Consider the following 22,463-nt stretch of genomic DNA (forward strand, 5'->3'; position numbering starts at 1 on the left):
CGCCAGTCAAGGCGCCATCGCGGGCAAGCCCGGCTCCCACAGTGGAACGCATTTCACTGTGGGAGCCGGGCTTGCCCGCGATGGCGTCAGATAAGGCAACAACCGAGCCTAGAAGGACCGCACAATGCGTCCCAATGTCTCCATGGCCTTCTCCGATGCCTCGGTCCACGGGCTGCCGTAGTTCAAGCGAATGCAGTTTCTGAAGCGTTGGGTCGCCGAGAAAATCGGCCCTGGCGCAATGCTGATGCCCTGGGCCAGGGCCATCTGGAACAGCTTCAACGAATCGGTTTGCTCCGGCAGTTCCAGCCACAGGAAATAGCCGCCGGCCGGCTGGCTGACCCGCGTCTGTGCCGGGAAATACCGCGCGATCGCGGCCAGCATGGCGCTCTGTTGTTCTTCCAGGGCGTAGCGCAATTTACGCAGGTGTCGGTCATAGCCGCCGTGTTGCAGGTAGTCGGCAATCGCTGCCTGGGCCGGCATCGAGGGGCACAGTGACGTCATCAGCTTCAGGCGTTCAACCTTCTGCGCATAGCGCCCGGCCGCGACCCAGCCGACGCGATAGCCGGGCGCCAGGCTCTTGGCGAAGGAGCCGCAGTGCATCACCAGCCCTTCAGTGTCGAAAGCCTTGGCCGGTTTCGGCGCGTGCTGCCCGTAATACAGCTCGGCGTACACATCATCCTCGATCAGTGGCACTTGATGGCTGCGCAGCAGTTCCACCAGCGCCTGTTTCTTCGCTTCCGGCAGGGTGGCGCCCATGGGGTTCTGGAAGCTGGTCATGGTCCAGCAGGCCTTGATCGGGTAGCGCTCCAGGCTTTGCGCCAGGGCATTGAGGTCGATGCCGTCGCGCGGGTGCACGGGAATCTCCACCGCCTTGAGCTTCAGGCGTTCGAGCACTTGCAGGCAGGCATAGAACGCCGGGGCTTCGATAGCGACCAGGTCGCCCGGCTCGGTGACCGCTTGCAGGCACAGGTTCAGCGCTTCGAGGGCGCCGTTGGTGATCAGCAGCTCTTCCATCGGCAGCATCAGGCCGCCCACCATATAGCGCAGGGCAATCTGGCGGCGCAGTTGCGGGTTGCCTGGCGACATGTCGGTGACCACAAGGCGCGGGTCCATCTCACGGCTGGCACTGGCCAGTGAACGCGCCAGGCGTGGCAACGGGAACAGCATGGGGCTGGGGAACGCCGAGCCGAACGGCACGGTGTTGGGGTCCTTGATGGAATCGAGTACTGAGAACACCAGCTCACTCACATCGACTTCGGTGGATTCGTGCACCTGTTCACTCACCACCGGCTCGGAAAACGGGCTGGGCGCGTGAGTGTTGACGAAGTAGCCGGAGCGCGGCCGCGCACGAATCAGGCCACGGCGTTCCAGCAGGTAGTAAGCCTGGAACACCGTGGACGGGCTGACGCCGTAGGTTTGGCTGGCATAGCGCACCGACGGTACCCGTTGGCCAGGGCCGAGCACGCCGGAGCGGATCAGTTCTGCGATGTCATCGGCGAATTTTTCGTAGCGTTTCATGAGGGCCTGATTAACTTTCTATAAAATTGAACGCCGACTCAATGTGGGGGCTGACTTGCCTGCGATGACGGTGGCTCATTCAACATCATCCTTGCCAGACCGGACGCCATCGCAGGCAAGCCAGCTCCCACACTTGATCTTCTGTGTGTTGGATATCAACGATTCAACGGCGCCACAAAACGGCTGTCTGCTGCGCTGTAAATCCACGGCTCATCCACATCCACAACCTTGAAGCGCAAGGTCTGCGAGCTGCTCGCCGGCTTATCGGCCAACAACGCCACCGACACCGGCACATCGCTGATTTCCCCCGGCGCCAGGCTGAGCTGGGTTTTGCCTTGCAACTGGAAGCCCTCGGCGTCCACCAGTTCCAAGCGGTAATCCTGGCGCTGCTGGGTCTTGTTGATGACCTTCAAGCTGTAGATGTTTTCGATCAGACCCTGGCTGTTTTCACGGAACATGCCACGGTCCTTGGTCACGTCCAACGAGACCATTGGCCGTTCAATCAAGGCCACCACCAAGGCCGCGATCATCACCAGCAGCACGGCACTGTAGCCGATCAGGCGTGGCCTGAGCAGGTGGGTTTTGCCACCTTGCAGTTGATGTTCGCTGGTATAGCTGACCAACCCGCGGGGGTAGCCCATCTTATCCATGATCGAATCGCAGGCATCGATGCACGCCGCACAGCCGATGCATTCCATTTGCAGGCCGTCACGAATGTCGATGCCGGTGGGGCACACCTGCACGCACAGTTGGCAGTCGATGCAATCCCCCAGGCCAACCTGCGCCGGTTTCACTTCGCGTTTGCGCGGGCCACGGCTTTCACCACGCGCCGCGTCGTAGGAAATGGTCAGGGTGTCTTTGTCGAACATCACGCTCTGAAAGCGCGCATACGGGCACATGTGCATGCACACTGCTTCACGCAGCCAGCCAGCGTTAATATAGGTGGCGGCGGTAAAAAACAGCACCCAGAACAGGCTCACGCCGCCCATTTGCCAGGTCAGCAACTCAGTGGCCAGCGGGCGGATGGGCGTGAAGTAGCCGACGAAGGTCAGCCCGGTCAGCACGCTGATACCCAGCCACAGCGTGTGTTTGGCCGAACGCCGCGCCAGTTTGTTCAGGCTCCACGGCGCCGCTTGCAGTTTGATGCGTTGGTTGCGTTCGCCTTCGGTGATCTTTTCGCACCACATGAACAGCCAGGTGAACGAGCTTTGCGGGCAGGTGTAGCCGCACCATACGCGGCCGGCAAATACGGTAATGGCAAACAGGCCGAACGCGCAGATGATCAACAGCGCCGACAGCAGGATGAAATCCTGGGGCCAGAACGTGGCGCCGAAGATGTGGAATTTGCTTTCGGCCAAGTCCCACAGCACGGCTTGGCGCCCGGACCAGTTCAGCCACACGGTGCCAAAAAACGCCAGGAACAGCACCGCGGCGCCGCTCACCCGCAAGGTGCGGAACAGGCCGGTAAAACTACGGGTATGGATCAGGTTGTCGCTGGATTTGGCCTTCACCTTCTTTGGGTGTATGGGCTCAAAGGTGTCCACGGTTGGGATTCTTTCGCTCATGGTCATTCGCTCATCAGCCTCCATCAGGCCAATGGACTATGAGCTTCAAGCTGTTTTCATAACAGACTCAGGTAGGTCGATAAAAAGCGGATCAGATGAGCTTTTTATACGTCACTGTGACAATGTGCTGCACCCCGTAGCGCCTGGGGCGCAGCTGGCTTGTGCGCGGTTTGATACAGATCAATCAAATCACCGAATCACTGTCCGTCGCCTTCAAGTGCTTGCGACCGTCCGTGGCACCGGCGACGGTCAGGGCATCCGCTTCGGCTTCGGTGATGTAGACCCGATCGCCTTTGAGCTCTACAAAAGACATGGATTTGGCGCTGTCGGTACTTACCGTCACTTGATCGGCAGGCAGGGCGTGTTCCTGGCCGTCATCAGTGACCTTGAAATAGCACGTCTGGTTGTCGATACGTACAGGCATGGTGCTCTCCTTTTCATGGGCAGTTTTGCGTTAGGGTTTCGCGCAATGCCGAGTGTTCCAGGCAACTGACTGGCGGTCGCTGCTGTCTATCGGCTAACGACAATAAAACGGATGACGACCATGGACGCCTGGTGGCAAGAAGTGCTTCAAACCCTGCACGCTGAATTCGCTGACATCGCCGATGCAAAGCAGCTCACGCAGATAACCGTTCGCCTGCTTATTGCCGCGATTCTGGGCGGTATCCTGGGGTTTGAGCGTGAGCACAAGGGCAAGGCGGCGGGTGTGCGTACCCACATGCTCGTGGCGTTGGGCGCGGCACTGTTTGTGCTGGTGCCACAGATGTCAGGCAGCCAGTCGGACGCCATGAGCAGGGTGTTGCAGGGGGTTATCGCCGGGATCGGCTTCCTGGGTGCCGGCACTATCCTCAAGGGCAAGGAAGATGAAGAGGGACAGCACGTTAAAGGCCTGACCACTGCGGCCGGGTTGTGGATGACCGCTGCGATCGGCGTGGCGGCAGGCGTTGGGCGTGAATCAACGGCGGTCTTGAGTACACTGCTGGCGCTCGTCGTACTTGGCGTCATGCCCAAAATCGTCAAGCTCTTCGAGAAAGGACGTTGATTGCGCGCTCAGAGCGCCTTCATTCTTGTCTGAATATGTTCTGGGTTGAGTGTTGCGGTGATGGTGTTCATGTTCGTTACCGTTTGGGCTGTGTCCTTCACGCTATCATTCAATTGCGCGAACGCGCCGGCCGTGCCTTTGAAAAACTGAAAGACATGGCGGAATCCATAGTCGTCCTTACCCGAGATCAACCTTAACAGTAATGCGATTTTTCGCTCGTTATACGCTGCCTGATAGTCGCTGAAAAAAAGTTGGGTGGAGGCTTTTACGCAGGCCTCGTCGCAGTTTTTTTCCAGAAATTTGCCGATTTCGATCAGGATCTCAGAAACTTCCTTGGCATCCGGCTCTTTCAACATGGCGTCGACACTTTCCTGGCTGAAATGCACGCGCATGTCATTGAGCACTTTTCGCGACTTCAGTTCGTTGGGGGCGCGCAAAACCTGGGCGATATCGTCCTCTGTGAGGCTGGCTTTAAACTCCTTGAGATAACGCCGGCTGACAGAAGCCTCTGAATCTACGTGATGGTGGTGGCCCTGCTTCACATTAATGTCCGACATGGTATTAACCTGCTCGCGTTTAAGAAGGGGAAAAATGAAAGGTGCTCAAGTAATCGCGAGTAGGACTGTAGCAATAGGCGCACAGGTGAGATGTAGGCCATTTCACCTGTACGTGCAGGGTAACGCGTTTTTAGGCCGGCACCTGGTGCCGAGTACGTGTGAGTGCGGCCGTTGATCAACAGGATTGCACAATCACCGGCGGCATGGTCGTGGGAGGTTCCTCCACCGGTGGTGGCACGTTTTCCGGCGGTTCCTTCTCCGGAATCGGTTCCGGTTCGCTGGGCGGCAGGGTGGGGTTGTCGATATTAGGGTCCGGGGTTTCAGCCGGGATCGGGATACTCATCGGTGTGGCCTCCTTTGTGCTTTGCTCTATCGGTGGACAACCGCCGAGCACGTTTGATTCCCGCCCAATGGCGGTACATCCACCTGAACTTTTCACCGCAGCCCAGGCTCGGACCTATTACGGCCCTGCTGAGGGAGAGCGTCGCCGTCTCAGAATTCTGAACAAGCAAAGAGCGTCCACAGGGCGTAAGGGGAAGATGCTCGATGACTGCTGAAACACTGACTCCAGAAGACTCCATATTGCCGCTGTCCCAGGCGTTGCTGTTGCCCAGGATCGCGATTGAAAGCACCACACCCGTCATTGACGGCGGTGAATTTGCCGTGAAGGCCGTGGTGGGCCAGCGCGTCAACGTCACCAGCAAAGTATTTGCCGACGGCCATGACAAACTCGCGGTGCTGATCCGCTGGCGCCCGCTGCAGGACGAAAGCTGGCACAGCGTGGTGATGACCGATGTGGGCAATAATGGCTGGGAAGGCGCGTTCACCGTGGCCCAGCAGGGGCCGCACGAATACTGCATCGAAGCCTGGATCGACACTTTTGCGAGCTTTTGTTACGAGCTGCGCAAAAAACATGAGGCCGGGGTGCCGGTCAGCCTTGAACTTCAGGAGGGCCGCAGCCTGGTGTTGCAGGCCGCCGAGCGCAGCGACAATGAGTTGCGCGACCGCCTGATGCTGCTGCACCACGAACTGTCGGGCCTGCTGGAAACCGAGCAGGTCGCGCAGTTCCTGCACGAAGACAGTGCACATTTGATGACCCAGGCCGACCACCGTGCCTACTTGAGCGTCAGCACGGTGTACCCGATCGACGTGGAGCGCGAGGCCGCGCAATTTGCCAGTTGGTACGAGCTGTTTCCGCGCTCGATCACCGACGATCCGGCCCGCCATGGCACCTTTAATGACGTGCATGCTCGGCTGTCGATGATCCATGACATGGGCTTTGACGTGCTGTACTTTCCGCCGATCCACCCGATCGGCCGCAGCCATCGCAAGGGCAAGAATAATTCGCTGACCGCAGGTGCCGATGACCCCGGCAGCCCTTATGCGATTGGCAGCGAGGAGGGCGGCCATGAAGCCATCCACCCACAGTTGGGCAGCCGCGACGACTTTCGCCGGCTGGTCAAGGCTGCCGCCGAACATGGCCTGGAAATCGCCCTCGACTTTGCCATCCAGTGCTCTCAGGACCACCCGTGGCTCAAGCAGCACCCAGGCTGGTTCAACTGGCGCCCGGACGGCACGATCAAATACGCCGAAAACCCGCCGAAGAAATACCAGGACATCGTTAACGTCGACTTCTACGCCGCCGACTCGATCCCGAGCCTGTGGACCGAGTTGCGCAACATTGTCGTGGGTTGGGTCGAAGAGGGTGTGAAAACCTTTCGTGTGGATAACCCGCACACCAAGCCGCTGCCGTTTTGGCAATGGCTGATCAGTGACGTGCGCTCCAGGCACCCGGAGGTGATCTTCCTGGCCGAAGCCTTCACCACGCCGGCGATGATGGCGCGCTTGGGCAAGGTCGGTTATTCCCAGAGCTACACCTACTTCACCTGGCGTAACACCAAGGCCGAGTTGAGCGAGTACTTCACGCAGCTGAACGAATCGCCATGGCGCGAGTGCTTCCGGCCGAATTTCTTTGTGAATACACCGGACATCAACCCAGGGTTTCTGCACGAATCCGGGCGCCCGGGCTTTCTGATCCGCGCCGCGCTGGCCACCATGGGCTCGGGCCTGTGGGGCATGTATTCGGGGTTTGAACTGTGCGAAGCGGCGCCGGTGCCGGGTAAAGAGGAATACCTGGACTCGGAGAAATACGAGATCCGCCCCCGGGACTTCACGGCGCCCGGCAACATCATTGCCGAGATCGCCCAGCTCAACCGCATTCGTCGGCAGAACCCGGCGTTGCAAACGCATCTGGGCTTGAAGCTCTACAACGCCTGGAACGACAACATCCTGTACTTCGGCAAACGCAGTGACGATGGCAGCAACTTTATCCTGGTGGCGGTCAACCTTGACCCGTTCAATGCCCAAGAGGCCCATTTCGAATTGCCACTGTGGGAGCTGGGCCTGCCGGACGACGCCCAGACACAAGGTGAAGATCTGATGAATGGCCATCGCTGGACCTGGTATGGCAAGAACCAGTGGATGCGTATCGAGCCGCAGATGTCATTCGGTATCTGGCGTATCACCGTCTCCTGATCGGACGAAGATCAAAATGTGGGAGCGGGCTTGCTCGCGAAAGCGGATTATCAGGCAATACATCTGTAACTGATCCACCGTATTCGCGAGCAAGCCCGCTCCCACACTGACGGCGTCCAGACCCTAGATTTTTCAGTGTTCCAGGAGTTTCCAATGGCGAAGAAACCCACCCCAGCCACTTTTATCAAAGACCCGCTCTGGTACAAGGACGCAGTGATCTACCAAGTTCACGTCAAATCCTATTTCGACTCCAATAACGACGGTATCGGCGACTTTCCCGGCTTGATCGCCAAACTCGATTACATCGCCGATCTGGGCGTCAATACCATCTGGCTGCTGCCGTTCTACCCCTCGCCACGTCGCGACGATGGCTATGACATCGCCGAATACCGGGGTGTGCACAGCGACTACGGGACCATGGCCGACGCCAAGCGTTTTATCAGCGAGGCACACAAGCGTGGCTTGCGGGTGATCACTGAATTGGTGATCAACCACACTTCCGACCAGCATCCCTGGTTCCAGCGGGCGCGCAAGGCCAAGCCGGGTTCGGCGGCGCGGGACTTCTATGTGTGGTCCGATGACGATCAGAAGTACGACGGCACCCGCATCATTTTCCTCGACACCGAAAAGTCCAACTGGACCTGGGACCCGGTCGCCGGCCAGTACTTCTGGCACCGTTTCTACTCGCACCAGCCAGACCTCAACTTCGATAACCCGCAAGTCATGAAAGCCGTGCTGTCGGTGATGCGCTACTGGCTGGACATGGGCATTGATGGCTTGCGTCTGGACGCGATTCCCTACCTGATCGAACGCGATGGCACCAATAACGAGAACCTGCCGGAAACCCACGGCGTGCTCAAGCAGATCCGCGCCGAGATCGACGCGCATTACCCCGACCGCATGCTGCTGGCCGAAGCCAACCAGTGGCCGGAAGATACTCAGCTGTACTTTGGTGACAAAAAGGGCGACGACGGCGATGAATGCCACATGGCCTTCCACTTCCCGCTGATGCCGCGCATGTACATGGCGCTGGCTCAGGAAGATCGTTTCCCGATTACCGATATTTTGCGCCAGACCCCGGAGATCCCCGCTAACTGTCAATGGGCGATCTTCCTGCGCAACCATGATGAACTGACGCTGGAGATGGTCACCGACAAAGAGCGCGACTACCTGTGGAACTACTACGCCGCCGACCGCCGTGCGCGCATCAACCTGGGTATTCGTCGGCGCCTGGCGCCGCTGATGGAGCGTGACCGCCGCCGCGTTGAATTGCTCAACAGCCTGTTGCTGTCGATGCCCGGCACGCCGACTTTGTACTACGGCGATGAAATCGGCATGGGTGACAACATCTACCTGGGCGACCGCGACGGCGTGCGCACGCCGATGCAATGGTCCATCGACCGTAACGGCGGCTTCTCGCGCGCCGACCCGGCCAGCCTGGTGTTGCCGCCGATCATGGACCCGCAATATGGCTACCTGTCGGTCAACGTCGAAACCCAGGCCCAAGACCCGCATTCACTGCTGAACTGGACCCGGCGCATGTTGGCGGTGCGTAAGCAGTCCAAGGCTTTTGGGCGTGGCAGCCTGAAAATGCTCTCGCCGAGCAACCGCCGCATCCTGGCGTATACCCGTGAATTCACCGGCGACGATGGCCGCACAGAAACCATCCTGTGCGTGGCCAACGTGTCGCGCAGCGCCCAGGCGGCCGAGCTGGACTTGTCCGCTTTCGCCGGCATGGTGCCGGTGGAGATGCTCGGCGGTAATGCGTTTCCGCCCATCGGCCAGCTGAATTTCCTGCTGACGTTGGCGCCATACGGTTTCTATTGGTTTGTGCTGGCGGCCGAAAACCAGATGCCCAGCTGGCATGTGGAGCCGGCGCAGAGCATGCCGGATTTCACCACGCTGGTGCTTAAGCAACGCATGGAAGAGTTACTCGACGAGCCGTGCCGCACCACCCTGGAACACACCTCGTTGCCGGCATGGTTGCCCAAGCGGCGCTGGTTTGCCGGTAAAGACACGGCCATTGATCAGGTGCGGATTGCCTACGGCGTGCGGTTTGGCGACCCGCAGCACCCGGTGCTGCTCAGCGAGGTCGAGGTGACCAGCGGCGGCCAGGTCAGTCGTTATCAATTGCCGTTCGGCTTTTTAGCCGAAGACCAGTTCACCAGTGCCTTGCCCCAGCAACTGGCGCTGGCCCGCGTACGCCGGGGGCGTCAGGTCGGTTTGGTGACCGACGCCTTCAGCCTGGAACACTTTATCCGGGCGGTGATCCAGGGCTTGCAGGCAGGCACGGTGTTGAACTCCCACGAAGGTGATTTGCGTTTTGAAGCCACGCCGCACTTGGCCGCATTGCAACTGACCGATGAGGCGCAGGTGCGCTACCTGTCGGCCGAGCAGTCCAACAGTTCGGTGGTGGTGGGCGAGAGCCTGGTGCTCAAGCTGATCCGCAAAGTCAGCGCCGGGGTGCACCCGGAGCTGGAAATGAGCGCTTACCTCACGGCCGCCGAATACCCGAATATTTCGCCGTTGCTGGGCTCGATGATTCGTCGCGATGGCGAGGGCCAGGACAACCTGCTGATGATTGCCCAAGGCTACCTGAGCAACCAGGGCGACGCCTGGAGCTGGACCCAGAACAACCTGGAACGTGCGATTCGCGACGAGCTGGCCCAAGCGATTTCCGAGCAGGAGCAGCATTACAACGCCTTGGGCGAGCTGCAGGATTTTGCCGGTTTGCTTGGCCAGCGCCTCGGTGAAATGCACGCGGTACTGGCAGCGAAAACCACCAACAAAGACTTCAAGCCCGAGACCACCACGGCCAAGGACACCCAGGCCTGGGCCAAGGACGTCGGTGCACAGATCGACCGCGCGCTGCAGTTGTTAAAACTTCATCAAAGCCAGTTGAACCCCGCCGATCAGGCGCTGGTCAGTGAAATGCTGGGGCAGAAAAAAGCCCTTGCCAGCAGTGTCCAGGCCCTGGCGAAAGCCACGGCGGGCGGTTTGCGCATTCGCGTCCACGGTGACTTGCACCTGGGGCAGGTGCTGGTGGTCAAGGGCGATGCGTACTTGATCGACTTTGAAGGCGAGCCGGCGCGCCCGCTGCATGAACGGCGCGGCAAGCACAGCCCGTATAAGGATGTAAGTGGTGTGCTGCGCTCGTTTGATTACGCCGCCGCCATGGCCCTGAATGTGCAAGGCGTGGATCATTCACCGCAAGCGGATACCGCCCGCAAGCGTGTGACTGACCGCTACCTGAGTGAGGCGCGCAGCGCATTTATCCAGGCTTATCATCAGGCTACGTCTACACTGGCGCATGACTGGCAGGATGCCAACGGCCAGGACGCAGCGCTGACGTTGTTCAGTCTGGAGAAGGCCGCGTACGAAGTGGCTTACGAAGCAGAAAATCGCCCGACCTGGTTGCCGGTGCCCCTGCAAGGGCTGCACGGTTTACTCAGCGGGCTGGTATCTCAAGCGAATAATGCACGCGGTGGGGAGACGTCATGAGTTTTACACAGAGAGAACCGCTGCAAGCGAAGTTGACCGCCATGCCGGCGCCCAAAGATGTAGAGGCGCTGGTGCGCGCGGAACACCCGGACCCTTTTTCCATCCTGGGGCCGCACGATGACGAGCAGGGCGGGCAATTTATCCGTGCGTTCCTGCCCGAAGCCTTGAGCGTCCACGTGTTGGCCCGCGATAGCGGTGAAACCATCGGCAGCCTGGATGCGACCCAGGTGCCGGGTTTGTTTGTCGGGCATTTTTCCACGCGTCAGGCCTACCTGCTGAAGGTCCAGTGGGCCGGCGGCGAACAGATCACCGAAGACCCTTACAGCTTCAGCCAATTGCTGCTGGGCGAAATGGACTTGTACCTGTTTGCCGAAGGCAATCACCGTGACCTCGGCAATTGCCTGGGCGCGCAGGTCACCAGCGTCGACGGCTTGCAAGGCGTGCGCTTTGCGGTGTGGGCGCCGAATGCGCGGCGCGTGTCGGTGGTGGGCGACTTCAATATCTGGGACGGCCGCCGTCATCCGATGCGCCTGCGGCATCCGTCTGGCGTGTGGGAAATTTTTATCCCGCGCCTGCAAGCGGGTGCAGCCTACAAGTACGAGATTCTCGGCGCCCATGGGATTCTGCCGCTCAAGGCCGACCCGATGGCACTTGCGACTCAATTGCCGCCCGACACTGCCTCGAAAGTCGCCGCGCCGTTGCAGGTCGACTGGCAAGACCATGAATGGATGCAGGCGCGTGCCGACAAGCAGAAAGCCTCGGCACCCTTGTCGATCTATGAGCTGCACGTGGGTTCCTGGCAGTGCGAACTGGATGAGGCCGGCGAAGTGTCGCGCCAATATGGCTGGCGCGAACTGGCCGAGCGCTTGATTCCCTATGTGCAGCAACTGGGCTTTACCCATATCGAGCTGATGCCGATCATGGAACACCCATTCGGCGGCTCCTGGGGTTACCAGGCGCTGTCGCAGTTTGCGCCGAGCGCACGCTTTGGCTCGCCGGAAGACTTCGGGTTTTTCGTCAATGCCCTGCACCAGGCCGACATCGGTGTGATTCTGGATTGGGTGCCGGCGCATTTTCCCACCGATACCCACGGCCTGGCGCAGTTCGACGGCACGGCCTTGTACGAATACGCCAATCCGCTGGAAGGTTTCCACCAGGACTGGGACACGCTGATCTACAACCTGGGCCGCACCGAAGTGCACGGCTTTATGCTGGCTTCGGCGTTGCATTGGCTCAAGCACTTCCACATCGACGGTTTGCGTGTGGATGCGGTGGCCTCGATGCTGTATCGCGACTATTCGCGCAAAGCCGGAGAGTGGGTGCCTAACCGCCATGGCGGCCGCGAGAACCTGGAGGCCATCGACTTCCTGCGCCATCTCAATGATGTGGTCGCGCTGGAAGCGCCGGGCGCACTGGTGATCGCCGAAGAATCCACGGCCTGGCCGGGCGTCAGCCAGAGCACGCAGCAAGGCGGCCTGGGCTTCAACTACAAGTGGAACATGGGCTGGATGCACGATTCGCTGCATTACATCCAGCAAGACCCGGTGTACCGCGCTCATCATCACAATGAGCTGAGTTTCGGCCTGGTGTATGCGTGGTCCGAGCGGTTTATCCTGCCGATCTCCCACGATGAGGTGGTGCACGGCAAGCATTCGCTGATCGACAAGATGCCTGGCGACCGCTGGCAGAAGTTCGCCAACCTGCGCGCTTACCTCAGCTTCATGTGGATGCACCCCGGCAAGAAGCTGCTGTTTATGGGCTGCGAATTCGGCCAATGGCGCGAGTGGAACCACGACCAGCAGTTGGACTGGTACTTGCTGCAATACCCCGAACACCGCGGCGTGCAGAAACTGGTCGGCGACCTGAACCGCCTGTACCGCGAAGAACCGGCGCTGCATGAGCAGGACGATGCGCCCCAAGGGTTCCAGTGGTTGATTGGCGACGACGCAATAAACAGCGTCTTTGCCTGGCTACGCTGGAGCAAGGACGGCAAGCCGGTGCTGGTGGTGGCCAACTTCACCCCGGTGCCGCGTGAGGGCTATGCGGTCGGTGTGCCGTTTGCCGGGCGCTGGAGCGAGGTGATCAACAGCGATGCCGATACGTATGCCGGCTCCAATTATGGCAACGGCGGCGAAGTATTCACCCAAGAGGAGCCGCGCCATGGGCAACCGGTGTCGCTGTCGCTGAACCTGCCGCCGTTGGGCGTGTTGATTCTGCGGCCGGAAGCGCTTTAAAGGCTCTAGCGTGGTGGATTCTGTTGTCCGCGCTACTGGCAGGGTGCCACAATGGCGCCTTTGTCGTGGCAGTCGAAGCGGGCGTATTTCATGAACGGCCTTGGGCGTGGGCAAGACCCGGATGAACTTATCGAACAGCAGGTGCGAACCGACCGGTTGCACCAGCTGTTTCGCCAATCGTTCTCGGCCATTTTAGGCAGCTACCTGGGCGCCGTCATGCTCTGCTGGCTGTGCTGGAGCCGGTTTGACCACGAGGTCATGCTGGCCTGGCTGGGGGGGCTGGCGGTGACCTCGCTGGTGCGGGTCAAGCTGTTCACCGACTGGTTTCGCTGCCCCGACAGCGAGCGCACGCCCGCGCGCTGGGAGCGGCGCTATTGGGTCACGCTGATGCTGTCAGCCGGCACCTGGGGCCTCGGCGCCCTGGCGGTGATGCCGCCGGATGATCGCGTCTCCCAGGTGCTGGTCATGCTGTTTACCGTGGGCATGTCGGTCAGCGCGGTGTCGTGTTATTCGGCCTATCGCTATATGACTCTGGGTTCCATGGCGCTGGTGCTGTTGCCGTGCACCCTGTGGTTGTTGTTCCAGCCGGCGCCGATGCAAGTAGGCGTGGCGATTGCGGTGCTGGTGTTCTCGACCTTTGTGGCCAGCGCCACGCGCAAGCTCTCGGATGCGCTGGAAAAAGCCTTTCGCCTGACCCGGCAGATGGAACGTGCCCACCATATCTCCACGCGTGCCGCCCAGACCGACGAACTTACCGGGCTGATGAACCGTCGTGCGTTTTTCGAACAGGCCCACCTGCTGTACGCGCAATGTCGCCACAACCAGCAGCCGCTGAGCGCGCTGATGATGGACATGGACCACTTCAAGGACATCAATGACACTTACGGCCACCAGGCCGGTGACCAGGTGTTGCGCCAGATTGGCGGGGTGATCAGCGCGTCGTTTCGCCAGGCCGACGTTTATGGTCGACTCGGCGGTGAAGAATTCGCGGTGTTGCTGCCCAACACCTCGCTGGAAACTGCACAGGGCATCGCCGAGCAACTGGTCCAAGCGATTTCGGGCCTGAGCTCCGAGCCGGTAAAAGGCTTGACCGCCAGCCTCGGTGTGGCCACGACCCGCAGCCTTGATCAAGACTTGCACAGCCTGATGAACAACGCCGACAAGGCGCTGTACCGCGCCAAGGCCATGGGCCGTAATCAGGTGGCCGTCGCGCAGTAGCGCGTCATTCCTTGAGCATCGACCTGGCCAATGCCCGCGCCACCTGGTCGGCGGAATAGGGCTTGGGGAGGAATTCGAAGCCTTCATAGCCGCTGTCGGCCAGTTCTTCGCTGTAGCCTGACGTGAGCACCACCGGCAAGTCGGGGCGGCGCTCGCGCAGCAGTTTGCTCATGGCCACGCCGGTCATGCCGGGCATCACCACATCCGAGAAAATCCCGTCAAACGCCATGCCGTCCGGGCCGGCCAGCGCGAGTGCCTGTTCGGCATCGGTGGCCCAGGTGGTTCGGTAGCCCAGGTCCTGCAGGATCTGGTTGGCGAAGCGGCCAACCTCAAGGTTGTCTTCGACTATCAGGATGTGACGCGCCGTAGTGTCGGGCACCGGGCCTTGGTCTTCCTGAACCGGGCAGGCCTGCACCGCCACAGGCTCGGCCTCGGGTAGATACAGGGTAAACACGCTGCCCTGGCCGAGGTTGCTGGTGACGTCGACGTTGCCACCGGATTGTTTGGCAAACCCGAACACCTGGGACAAGCCAAGCCCGGTGCCTTTGCCCACCGCCTTGGTGGTAAAGAAGGGTTCGAAAATGCGCTCGACGGTGTCAACGGCAATGCCGCTGCCGGTGTCGGCCAGGGCAATGCTCACAAAGGGCTGATTTGATTCGGCATCGCCACGGATACGCGGCAGCTTGGCGATGTGGGCCACGCGCAGGGTCAGGGTGCCTTGGCCCTTCATGGCATCGCGGGCATTGAGCGCGATGTTGATCAGGGCGGTTTCAAATTGGCTGGAGTCGACGCGCACATGGCATGGCCGCTGTGGCAGTTCCAGCTGCACGCGGATACGCGCACCGGTAAGGCTTTCGAGCATCTCGCCGATGTTCTTGACCCGCAGGCTCACATCAAAGACTTCCGGGTTAAGCGGCTGGCGGCGGGCAAAGGCAAGCAGTTGGCTGGTGAGCTTGCTGGCCCGCTCGACGGTGTCGGACACCGCGCTCATGTAGCGTTGGCGGCGTTCTTCGGATAACCCCGGCTGGCGCAGAAAATCCACCGAGGAGCGGATGATGGTCAGCAAGTTGTTGAAGTCGTGGGCCACGCCGCCGGTCAACTGGCCGATGGCTTCGAGCTTCTGCGACTGGCGCAGCGCGGCTTCGGCCTGGGCCAGTGCCAGGGTGCGTTCCTCGACGCGCTGCTCCAGGGTGGTGTTGAGTTCGGCGAAGGCTGCCAGGCCTTCACGCACATGGGCATCGGCGCGCACGCGCTCGATATGCGCCCAGGAGCGCTCGGTGACTTCGCGCAGCAACGCCAGGTCGTAGCTCGACCACAACCGTGGGCGTTTATCGTGTACCGCCATCAAGGCCGTCAGCCGGCCATTCTTGATCAAGGGCATGCAGATGGTGGCGCTGACCCCCAGTGCCTGAAAGGACGCCGATTCCTCTGGCGGCAGCTCGCGCAGGTTGTCATGGATCACCAGTGGCTCACCGGCCCGTAGGCACTTGACCGCCATCTCGCCAAAGGCCGCCAGGCTGTAGCGGCCGATGATACTGGGCGAACCGGGTGCTACCCAATTGTCGCGGATGGTGAAGCCGTCTTCATCGGCGTCCATATCGGCGTAGGCGCAGTTGCTCACCTGCAGATGTTGGGCCACCAACTGGGTGGTGGCGGTCAGAATGGTTTCGGCATCGGCCGCGTTGGCCACGGTGTGACTGATGGCATCCAGCACCGCCAGGCGCCGCGTGAGGAATACCGTGGTGGTGGTTTCCGACACGGTGTCGAGAATGCCCACCACCTTGCCCTCGGGGTCGCGAATCGGGCTGTAGCAAAAGGTGAAATACGCCTGGTCCCGCGTGGGGCCGCGTTCAATCACCAGGGGGAAATTTTCGATGTAGGTGGCATGGCCCTGGAAGGCGGCATCGGCGATGGGGCTGATATCCGCCCACACCTCATGCCACACCTCGCTGAACGGGCGCCCCAACGGATCGGGCTTGGCGCCCAGTATCGGAATGAATGCGTCGTTATAGAGCGTGATCAACTGCGGGCCCCAGACAATCGCCTGGGGGAAGCTCGATGCGAAGCACAGCGCTACGGTGGTCTTGAGCACGTCGGGCCACTGCTCCAGCGGGCCCAGTGGCGTGTTGGCCCAGTCATGCTGGCGAACCCGCTCAGCCATGTCGCTGCTGCTTTGCAGCCAATTCATCATTGCGAGAACACCTTGTTTACCACGGTCTGTCGAGGGCCTGAAGCGGTCAGGCTAACAAGCTACAGACCGGAATGAATGCCGCCAGTTCAGCACGATTATCCAGGTGATGGCAATGTGACGCTCTATCCAAATGAATAGAGCGGCAGACGGGTCTCAAGCCTTTTATTGCGCGCCGAGAACCCCCGTCCAATAAATGCCGGCATCACTTTTTGGGTCCATGGCGTAGGCCGCGCCCAATTCACGAAATTGCGGGTTCATCAGGTTGGCGCAATGCCCGGGGCTGGCGAGCCAGCCGTCCACCACCTTGCGCGGGGTGTCGAGGCCGGCGGCGATATTTTCACCGATGTTTTTTGCGATATACCCCGCCAGTTCCGCGCGGTCGCCCGGTGTACGGCCGTCATGGTCCAGGTGGTCGAAGAAGTTGCCATTGGCCATGTTGCGGGAATGCCCATTGGCGGCGTTGGCCAGGTCATCATTCCACGACAGCGGCGTGGTCGCGGTGAACGTCTGGGTGCCGCATTGGCGCGGTTGCTGACGCGCAGCGTTGACCAGCTCGAGAAGTTTTTTGCCCTCGGTCTGCCAGTCACCAAGTCCGCTGGAGAGCAGCGGGCGTGCCAGCACAATGCGCCAGTCCTGGCCGCTGTTGCTCACGCCGATATCGACAAATTGTGGGTCCAGCACCACGCGACAGAAGCTTTCGCGCACGGCCTTCATCGCCGCCTCGGCGTTTTTGGGGCCGGAGAGGCTGATGGCCTGCACGTTCACCATCGGGTAGGCGGCCCGTGCCAGCGCCTGCTGCAAGTCGCCGACATTGGTGGCCGGCAACACCAGCCGCGTATCGCTGGTCAGCGGTGGCAGTTCCTGGGAACCCTGGTCGCCGCAGCGTTGCACCTGGCTGCGGTATTCGTTGATCTGTTGCACCAACTGACTTTCTTCATTCGCCATCGCGCTGGCGCAGAACACCAAACTGGCGGCCAGCGTCGTCAGACCCATCATCAATGACAGCACGCGCATGGACGTTACCCTTGAGCTTGAAAGTGCCCATGATGCGCGAAGTAACCCGGTTTGGGGCAACGCCTTTTTTGTTTTTTTGCCTCAACGGGTGTTCTGCGGGCAGATCGTGGCGCGGTTGCGGCCCCAGGCAAAAGTGCTGGCGGTGACGATCAGGGCCAATGCGGCGGCGAAGGTCACGTGCAAGCCAGAGGCAACACTGGGCGGCGCTGCGTGGGCCACATCGGGACTGGCCCAGGCAAACACCGCGCCCAGGACCGAAGCACCGAAAATCAGACCCAGGTTGCGCGACAGGTTCAGCAGCCCGGACACGGTGCCTCGGCGTGTGGGGGCGACGTCGCCCATCACCGCCGTGTTATTGGCAGCTTGAAACAGGCTGTAGCCTGTCGTCAGCAGGATCAGGGCGCCGAGGTAAGCGGGCAGTCCCACCGTCAACGAAAGCGACAGCGCGCCCAGAGCCATCACCCCCAAGCCCGCGAGGGTCATGCGCTGGCTGCCCAGACGGTCGGTGAGGCGGCCCGCCGGTACGCCGGTCAGCGCCGCAACACAGGGGCCGACGGCCATGGCCAGGCCCATCGAGGCCGGATCCAGCCCCAGTCCACGGGACAGGTAGAACGGCCCGACCACGAACGTGGCCATGATCACTGCCGCCACCAGTGCGCTCATCGCCAACCCGGCGCGCAGCGTCGGGTCTTGCAACGGCTGCCAGAAAGCACCTGCCGATGCGCGGGCGCTGGCCTGTCGATCTGCCGGTAAGCAATAAAAGGCGAGGGCGGCGGCCAACAGTCCCAGCGGCACACCGAACGCAAACAACGCGCGCCAGCCCCACAGGCTCAGCAGCACCCCGCCGACACTGGGGCCCATGGCGGTGCCGACTGCCGACATCGTGCCGAGCAAACCCATCACTTGGCCGGTACGTGCTTTGGTCACCGTGTCACCCACCAGCCCGAGGGTCATCGCCATCATGCTGGCTGCGCCCAACCCTTGCAGGGCGCGCGCGGCAATCAGCCATTTAAGCGATGGGGCTGCCGCGCACAGTGCGCACGCCACGGCAAACAGCAGCAAGCCGGCGAGCAAGACGCGCTTGCGCCCGAAGCGATCGCCCAGGCGGCCGGCGCCGACAATTACCGCCGTAATCGCCAACAGGTAGGCGAGCACTACCCATTGCACGGCATGAAACGACACATCAAATGCCTGGGCCAGGCTGGGCAGGCCGACATTGGCAATGCTGGTGCCCAAAGAGGCCAGCAACATGGAGAGCGACAGACTGACGAGCGCGCCACGTGAAGAGTTGTGCATGGACGATTCCTTGAGTGAAGGCAACTGACACAACTCTACGGCTGGGCCTACTATGGCGGAAGACGCATGGGTTGCAGCTAACACCTGCATCAAACGCCTGATAAGGAGCGCGTATGCCCGACCTGAATTTGCTTGTTACCCTGGATACGTTGCTCAGCGAAGGCAGTGTCGCCGCTGCCGCCAGGCGCCTGCGCCTGAGCCCTTCGGCCATGAGCCGAGCGCTGGCCCGCCTGCGCGAAACCACCGGCGACCCCTTGCTGGTGCGCGCCGGGCGCGGCCTGGTGCCGACACCGCGGGCGGTCGAACTGCGTGAGCAGGTCAGCCGTTTGGTGCAGGAGGCCCAGGCGGTGTTGCGCCCGGCGCAAGCGTTGGACATGGGCCAGGTGGTACGCACCTTCACGCTGCGCTCCAGTGAGGAGTTTGTGGAAAACCTCGGCCCGGCATTGCTCGCGCGTATCGCCCAGGAAGCGCCTGGCGTGCGCCTGCGTTTCGTCGACAAAAGTGACAAAGACTCGGCGCTGCTGCGCGAGGGCAGAATTGACCTGTCCATTGGCGTGGTCGACGCCAGCGCCAGCCCCGAACTGCTGACCCAGGCGCTGTTCCGTGACCGACTGATCGGTGTGGTCCGCAGCGGCCATGCGCTGAGCCAGGGTAGTGTCAGCGCTGAGCGTTTTGCCCAGGGCCAGCATGTCTACGTGTCGCGCCGTGGTCTCGACCGTGGCCAAGTCGATGACGCGCTGCACGCGCTGGGCCTGACGCGGGACATCAGCACCATCGTCGCCGGCTTTGCCACCGCCATCGCCCTGGCCCGCGATACCGAAATGATCGCCAGCGTGCCTGAACGCTACACCGCCCATCAGCGCGACGGGCTGCACAGCTTTGCGCTGCCGGTAGTCGTGCCGCCGTTCACCGTGGCCATGCTCTGGCACCCGCGCCTGGATGCCGACGTGGCCCACCGCTGGTTGCGCGGCTGTTTGCGCGAGGTGTGCGGGCAGCAGGTACAATCACCGCTGCCTTGACGCTAAACCCAGGAATTTGCATGTTCAGCCTTACCCGCTTCACCACCGCCAGCCCCGAGCCGATCAACAGCCAGATCCTGCAGATGGTGGTAGACAACCTCACCGACATCAGCAGCGTGGCATTGCCGCCGAGCAACCTGCTCTACAACATCTATCAATATGCCGTCGGCTTTGAGGTGCACCTGTACCTTGAAGCGCTGAATGGCGCCAAGGGCATCGCGGTTGAACTGGTGGTGGCGATGCAGGAAGAACAGGTGATCGGCTTTTGCCTGTACCTGCCCGTCAAGGACGATCCGCACGCCTGTGGCATTGCCTTTATGGCCGTGCAAGCCGCGCATCGGCGCCAGGGCGTGGCCCGCGCGATGCTTGGCGAGGTGCTGGCGCATTACCCCCACGCAGAGCTGGCCTGCTCAGTGGAAAAAGTGCCGGCATTTAAAGCGATGGGCTTTCAGGTGCGTGGTGCGCGGGGCACCCAGGTGTTGATGAACACTCGCGATTACGGCACCGATGGTTTGATGGGCGTGCTGGACGTGGCTGCGATCTACAGTTCGCTGGAGGTGCGGCAGATTCATACGTACTTGCTGCAAAAACACGGCAAGCGCGCGATGGTTGATGCCGAGAAGCAGCGTGATCGGCATCTTGATCAGCTGACGCGCAAGGTGCAGTTGTTTGTAAGTGAGTATCGGGACTAAATGCAAAAACCTCGCTTGGGAGGTTTTCTATTGCGCGCGACAAATCGGCTTAATCGTACTCACTGATGGGAGTATGTGCTTGTTTTCTGCACACATATAAATAGACCGCAATTGACACTGAAGCAGTTAAAAATGCTATGCAGGCTGACACAATAAAGGGGGCTGGGCGACCACCTGCGACTATTATTAGTGTTCCTAAAGAAGGTCCGATTATAACGCATAAAATTTGGACGCTTCTGAAAGACATGGAGACCCTTCCGATAGTGTCAGGAGGGCATAATTGTTGAAGGATTATATTGGAAGAAATTATTAGAGCCTCATAACCGAAGCCATTCAAAAACCAAACCAGCGGATAAATATAGGCTCTCCCAGGTATTTGGAAAAAAATTATGATCGCGGTCAGGATCAATGCGGTGGAAAAAACAACCAGTGCATATGTTCGAAGTAGTAGCTCATCAATATGGCTAAACTTGAACTTTACCAGCAGTGCGGCGCCTATCGCGCCAGCCGCTGTAGCGGAGACGATCACTGAGAAATTAACTGAAGGTAAACCTTCGAAGGCTAAGAAGGATGCCAAGTGCGGGTCGTAGATTCCTAAAGCAAGTGAAGTGAGTAGGGAGTACATGAAGCCGATCCGTAGTTGAAAGGGCAAGGCTTTAAATATAGCAAGTCCTCTTATTATGTCGCGATAGAGTGGCAGCGTTTTCGTCGAGGCGTCATTAATTTTCGTTTTGAATACTAGGCAGATAGACCTCAGAAGTGGGAAGGTTAAAAGGACTGCAGCAGCCGACAAAAAGAACAGGTCTTTGGGTGGTAATATTATCGTCAATAGGCCTGCTAATAACGGCGCAAGAATTTTGGTTGACTGGTCAAATACGCTGACGCAGCTGAAAAAAGATTTGCGCTCGTCAGCCAGTATCAGTTGCCGAACCATAATGGTTATTGAGGGGAAGTAGAATAAGTTTGACACGCCTTTCAAAATCACAAAAAGCAAAAAAATCTCAAGGTCTGGAGACATGGCAAGGGCTAAGGTAGACAGTGTGCGGAGTAAAGCACCGACTGCCAGCGTTTTCCGTGCGTCATGTCGATCTATTAGCGTTCCGACAATAGGGCCTAGAAACAACATGGGGGCACCTAGGCAAAAAGCCAGGAGCGCTATCGACGAAGGCGAGGCATGCCACAAATACACGGGGACCGTGAAGATCAAAAAAATATCAAGCCATAGTGAGAGGCTGGAAAGCGCTTGCACACAAATAAGCTTACTTGACGTTTTCATGATGTCGATCTGAGTTAAGAAAAAGAGTGGTTAGATCAAAAGCGAAAAGCGGATCTGCATACACCGAAGCTCTGCTGTTCTGTGGGAGCTGGCTTGCCTGCGATGCAGGCACCTCGGTATCGCAGGTACATCAAGTTGATCCCATCGCAGCGGTGCGACGATTCGACAAGCCTGCTCCCACGTGAAGAATCATTTCACCGTGCCGCGATTGACCATCGCCAGAATCGTCGCCAACAGCTCCTGCTGTGCCTCTTCACGGCTGATCTCACCACTGGCGGCCGCCTGGGACAAGGCCTCGGCGGCGCCCAACATGGCGCGCAAGCCCGCTTGGGAAACAGTGCCGTTGGGCGCGAACGGCGCCAGTGCATCGCGGCACTTTTGCAGAAAGATCGCCTCGTATTTGCGCTTCAGCGTTTCCAGTTCCGGCGAGCTGCTCAAGGCGGCAATCACCCCCGGAATTTCCCGCCCTTGCAACAACACGCAATCGACGTAACACGACGCGATGACCCAGGCTTGCTCGTGCAGGGTGGCGGCGCTGGAGTCCAGCGCATCGGCAAACACCTGGTTCTGGCGGCTATCGAAGTCTTCATACAGTGCGGCCAGCAAGCCGGCACGGGTGACGAAATGGTCGTAGACCACCGGTTTGGTGACGCCCGCCAGCTCGGCCAGGCGGCCCAGGGTCAGGGCTTCGGTGCCTTCTTCGCGCACCAGTTGCCAGGCCATGTCGAGCAATTGGCGCAGGCGATCCTCGCGGGACAGGCGGCGGCGTGGGGCAGGGGATTCAGCGCTTGACATGATTATATAC

Annotated in this window: 17 protein-coding genes; 7 read left to right on the forward strand and 10 right to left on the reverse strand. The window is 60.2% G+C overall.

What is annotated here, in order from left to right:
* Positions 1 to 108 precede the first annotated feature (108 nt).
* From mapR to PSH96_RS13370, 3 genes are all read right to left on the reverse strand, one after another.
* A complete protein-coding gene (gene mapR / locus PSH96_RS13360; RefSeq protein WP_305459646.1) occupies positions 109 to 1,518 on the reverse strand; it encodes a GntR family transcriptional regulator MpaR in 1,410 nt (469 codons plus the stop codon).
* 155 nt (positions 1,519 to 1,673) lie between these two features.
* Positions 1,674 to 3,083 carry a cytochrome c oxidase accessory protein CcoG gene (gene ccoG / locus PSH96_RS13365; RefSeq protein WP_305459647.1) on the reverse strand — a complete coding sequence of 470 codons (1,410 nt, stop codon included), beginning with the start codon at positions 3,081 to 3,083 and terminating at the stop codon, positions 1,674 to 1,676.
* 184 nt (positions 3,084 to 3,267) lie between these two features.
* The gene (locus PSH96_RS13370) at positions 3,268 to 3,507 is read right to left on the reverse strand and encodes a DUF3203 family protein (RefSeq protein WP_305459648.1); all 240 of its coding nucleotides are present in this window, start codon (positions 3,505 to 3,507) and stop codon (positions 3,268 to 3,270) included.
* Between the two features lie 120 nt (positions 3,508 to 3,627).
* On the opposite strand from PSH96_RS13370, the gene PSH96_RS13375 reads away from it, so the two are divergent.
* Complete coding sequence (locus PSH96_RS13375; RefSeq protein WP_305459649.1) at positions 3,628 to 4,125, forward strand: MgtC/SapB family protein; 498 nt, start codon at positions 3,628 to 3,630, stop codon at positions 4,123 to 4,125.
* An 8-nt stretch (positions 4,126 to 4,133) separates the two neighbouring features.
* Here the strand turns inward: PSH96_RS13375 and PSH96_RS13380 are convergent, their stop codons facing one another.
* The gene (locus tag PSH96_RS13380) at positions 4,134 to 4,682 is read right to left on the reverse strand and encodes a hypothetical protein (RefSeq protein ID WP_305459650.1); all 549 of its coding nucleotides are present in this window, start codon (positions 4,680 to 4,682) and stop codon (positions 4,134 to 4,136) included.
* Positions 4,683 to 4,857: 175 nt separating this feature from the next.
* On the reverse strand, positions 4,858 to 5,025 hold the full coding sequence (locus tag PSH96_RS13385; RefSeq protein ID WP_305459651.1) for a hypothetical protein: 168 nt from the start codon (positions 5,023 to 5,025) through the stop codon (positions 4,858 to 4,860).
* Between the two features lie 203 nt (positions 5,026 to 5,228).
* On the opposite strand from PSH96_RS13385, the gene PSH96_RS13390 reads away from it, so the two are divergent.
* The 4 genes from PSH96_RS13390 to PSH96_RS13405 all read left to right on the forward strand — a co-directional run bounded on the left by PSH96_RS13390 (position 5,229) and on the right by PSH96_RS13405 (position 14,170).
* Positions 5,229 to 7,217 (forward strand): alpha-1,4-glucan--maltose-1-phosphate maltosyltransferase, encoded by a 1,989-nt coding sequence (locus PSH96_RS13390; RefSeq protein ID WP_305459652.1) that lies wholly within the window; start codon positions 5,229 to 5,231, stop codon positions 7,215 to 7,217.
* Between the two features lie 153 nt (positions 7,218 to 7,370).
* On the forward strand, positions 7,371 to 10,718 hold the full coding sequence (gene treS, locus PSH96_RS13395; protein WP_305459653.1) for a maltose alpha-D-glucosyltransferase: 3,348 nt from the start codon (positions 7,371 to 7,373) through the stop codon (positions 10,716 to 10,718).
* Entirely contained in the window at positions 10,715 to 12,952 is a 2,238-nt protein-coding gene (glgB, locus tag PSH96_RS13400) for a 1,4-alpha-glucan branching protein GlgB (protein WP_305459654.1), read from the forward strand. The genes treS and glgB overlap by 4 nt, the downstream gene beginning before the upstream one ends.
* 51 nt (positions 12,953 to 13,003) lie before the next feature.
* Positions 13,004 to 14,170, forward strand: coding sequence for a diguanylate cyclase (locus PSH96_RS13405; protein ID WP_305459655.1), 1,167 nt, complete (start codon positions 13,004 to 13,006; stop codon positions 14,168 to 14,170).
* A gap of 4 nt (positions 14,171 to 14,174) precedes the next feature.
* On the opposite strand, the gene PSH96_RS13410 is transcribed toward PSH96_RS13405, so the two are convergent.
* The 3 genes from PSH96_RS13410 to PSH96_RS13420 all read right to left on the reverse strand — a co-directional run bounded on the left by PSH96_RS13410 (position 14,175) and on the right by PSH96_RS13420 (position 18,671).
* Positions 14,175 to 16,361 (reverse strand): GAF domain-containing protein, encoded by a 2,187-nt coding sequence (locus PSH96_RS13410; protein ID WP_305459656.1) that lies wholly within the window; start codon positions 16,359 to 16,361, stop codon positions 14,175 to 14,177.
* Positions 16,362 to 16,523: 162 nt separating this feature from the next.
* Positions 16,524 to 17,375 carry a CAP domain-containing protein gene (locus PSH96_RS13415; protein ID WP_305459657.1) on the reverse strand — a complete coding sequence of 284 codons (852 nt, stop codon included), beginning with the start codon at positions 17,373 to 17,375 and terminating at the stop codon, positions 16,524 to 16,526.
* An 81-nt stretch (positions 17,376 to 17,456) separates the two neighbouring features.
* A complete protein-coding gene (locus PSH96_RS13420) occupies positions 17,457 to 18,671 on the reverse strand; it encodes an MFS transporter (protein WP_305459658.1) in 1,215 nt (404 codons plus the stop codon).
* Positions 18,672 to 18,784: 113 nt separating this feature from the next.
* On the opposite strand from PSH96_RS13420, the gene PSH96_RS13425 reads away from it, so the two are divergent.
* Both PSH96_RS13425 and PSH96_RS13430 read left to right on the forward strand, forming a co-directional pair.
* On the forward strand, positions 18,785 to 19,690 hold the full coding sequence (locus tag PSH96_RS13425) for a LysR family transcriptional regulator (protein WP_305459659.1): 906 nt from the start codon (positions 18,785 to 18,787) through the stop codon (positions 19,688 to 19,690).
* A gap of 20 nt (positions 19,691 to 19,710) precedes the next feature.
* The gene (locus PSH96_RS13430) at positions 19,711 to 20,382 is read left to right on the forward strand and encodes a GNAT family N-acetyltransferase (protein WP_305459660.1); all 672 of its coding nucleotides are present in this window, start codon (positions 19,711 to 19,713) and stop codon (positions 20,380 to 20,382) included.
* Between the two features lie 49 nt (positions 20,383 to 20,431).
* On the opposite strand, the gene PSH96_RS13435 is transcribed toward PSH96_RS13430, so the two are convergent.
* Positions 20,432 to 21,658 (reverse strand): MFS transporter, encoded by a 1,227-nt coding sequence (locus tag PSH96_RS13435; protein ID WP_305459661.1) that lies wholly within the window; start codon positions 21,656 to 21,658, stop codon positions 20,432 to 20,434.
* A 189-nt stretch (positions 21,659 to 21,847) separates the two neighbouring features.
* The gene (locus PSH96_RS13440) at positions 21,848 to 22,453 is read right to left on the reverse strand and encodes a TetR/AcrR family transcriptional regulator (protein ID WP_305459662.1); all 606 of its coding nucleotides are present in this window, start codon (positions 22,451 to 22,453) and stop codon (positions 21,848 to 21,850) included.
* Positions 22,454 to 22,463 lie beyond the last annotated feature (10 nt).

This window comes from Pseudomonas sp. FP2338, from assembly GCF_030687515.1.
Taxonomy (GTDB): Bacteria; Pseudomonadota; Gammaproteobacteria; order Pseudomonadales; family Pseudomonadaceae; genus Aquipseudomonas; species Aquipseudomonas salomonii.

What these genes read in the sequence shown, in the direction of transcription:
- PSH96_RS13440 (WP_305459662.1), bottom strand. Translation starts at nt 22,453, where the DNA reads ATGTCAAGCGCTGAATCCCCTGCCCCACGCCGCCGCCTGTCCCGCGAG.
- PSH96_RS13435 (WP_305459661.1), bottom strand. Translation starts at nt 21,658, where the DNA reads ATGAAAACGTCAAGTAAGCTTATTTGTGTGCAAGCGCTTTCCAGCCTC.
- PSH96_RS13385 (WP_305459651.1), bottom strand. Translation starts at nt 5,025, where the DNA reads ATGAGTATCCCGATCCCGGCTGAAACCCCGGACCCTAATATCGACAAC.
- PSH96_RS13405 (WP_305459655.1), top strand. Translation starts at nt 13,004, where the DNA reads ATGGCGCCTTTGTCGTGGCAGTCGAAGCGGGCGTATTTCATGAACGGC.
- ccoG (WP_305459647.1), bottom strand. Translation starts at nt 3,083, where the DNA reads ATGAGCGAAAGAATCCCAACCGTGGACACCTTTGAGCCCATACACCCA.
- treS (WP_305459653.1), top strand. Translation starts at nt 7,371, where the DNA reads ATGGCGAAGAAACCCACCCCAGCCACTTTTATCAAAGACCCGCTCTGG.
- PSH96_RS13370 (WP_305459648.1), bottom strand. Translation starts at nt 3,507, where the DNA reads ATGCCTGTACGTATCGACAACCAGACGTGCTATTTCAAGGTCACTGAT.
- PSH96_RS13410 (WP_305459656.1), bottom strand. Translation starts at nt 16,361, where the DNA reads ATGATGAATTGGCTGCAAAGCAGCAGCGACATGGCTGAGCGGGTTCGC.
- glgB (WP_305459654.1), top strand. Translation starts at nt 10,715, where the DNA reads ATGAGTTTTACACAGAGAGAACCGCTGCAAGCGAAGTTGACCGCCATG.
- PSH96_RS13380 (WP_305459650.1), bottom strand. Translation starts at nt 4,682, where the DNA reads ATGTCGGACATTAATGTGAAGCAGGGCCACCACCATCACGTAGATTCA.
- PSH96_RS13415 (WP_305459657.1), bottom strand. Translation starts at nt 17,375, where the DNA reads ATGCGCGTGCTGTCATTGATGATGGGTCTGACGACGCTGGCCGCCAGT.
- mapR (WP_305459646.1), bottom strand. Translation starts at nt 1,518, where the DNA reads ATGAAACGCTACGAAAAATTCGCCGATGACATCGCAGAACTGATCCGC.
- PSH96_RS13375 (WP_305459649.1), top strand. Translation starts at nt 3,628, where the DNA reads ATGGACGCCTGGTGGCAAGAAGTGCTTCAAACCCTGCACGCTGAATTC.
- PSH96_RS13425 (WP_305459659.1), top strand. Translation starts at nt 18,785, where the DNA reads ATGCCCGACCTGAATTTGCTTGTTACCCTGGATACGTTGCTCAGCGAA.
- PSH96_RS13420 (WP_305459658.1), bottom strand. Translation starts at nt 18,671, where the DNA reads ATGCACAACTCTTCACGTGGCGCGCTCGTCAGTCTGTCGCTCTCCATG.
- PSH96_RS13430 (WP_305459660.1), top strand. Translation starts at nt 19,711, where the DNA reads ATGTTCAGCCTTACCCGCTTCACCACCGCCAGCCCCGAGCCGATCAAC.
- PSH96_RS13390 (WP_305459652.1), top strand. Translation starts at nt 5,229, where the DNA reads ATGACTGCTGAAACACTGACTCCAGAAGACTCCATATTGCCGCTGTCC.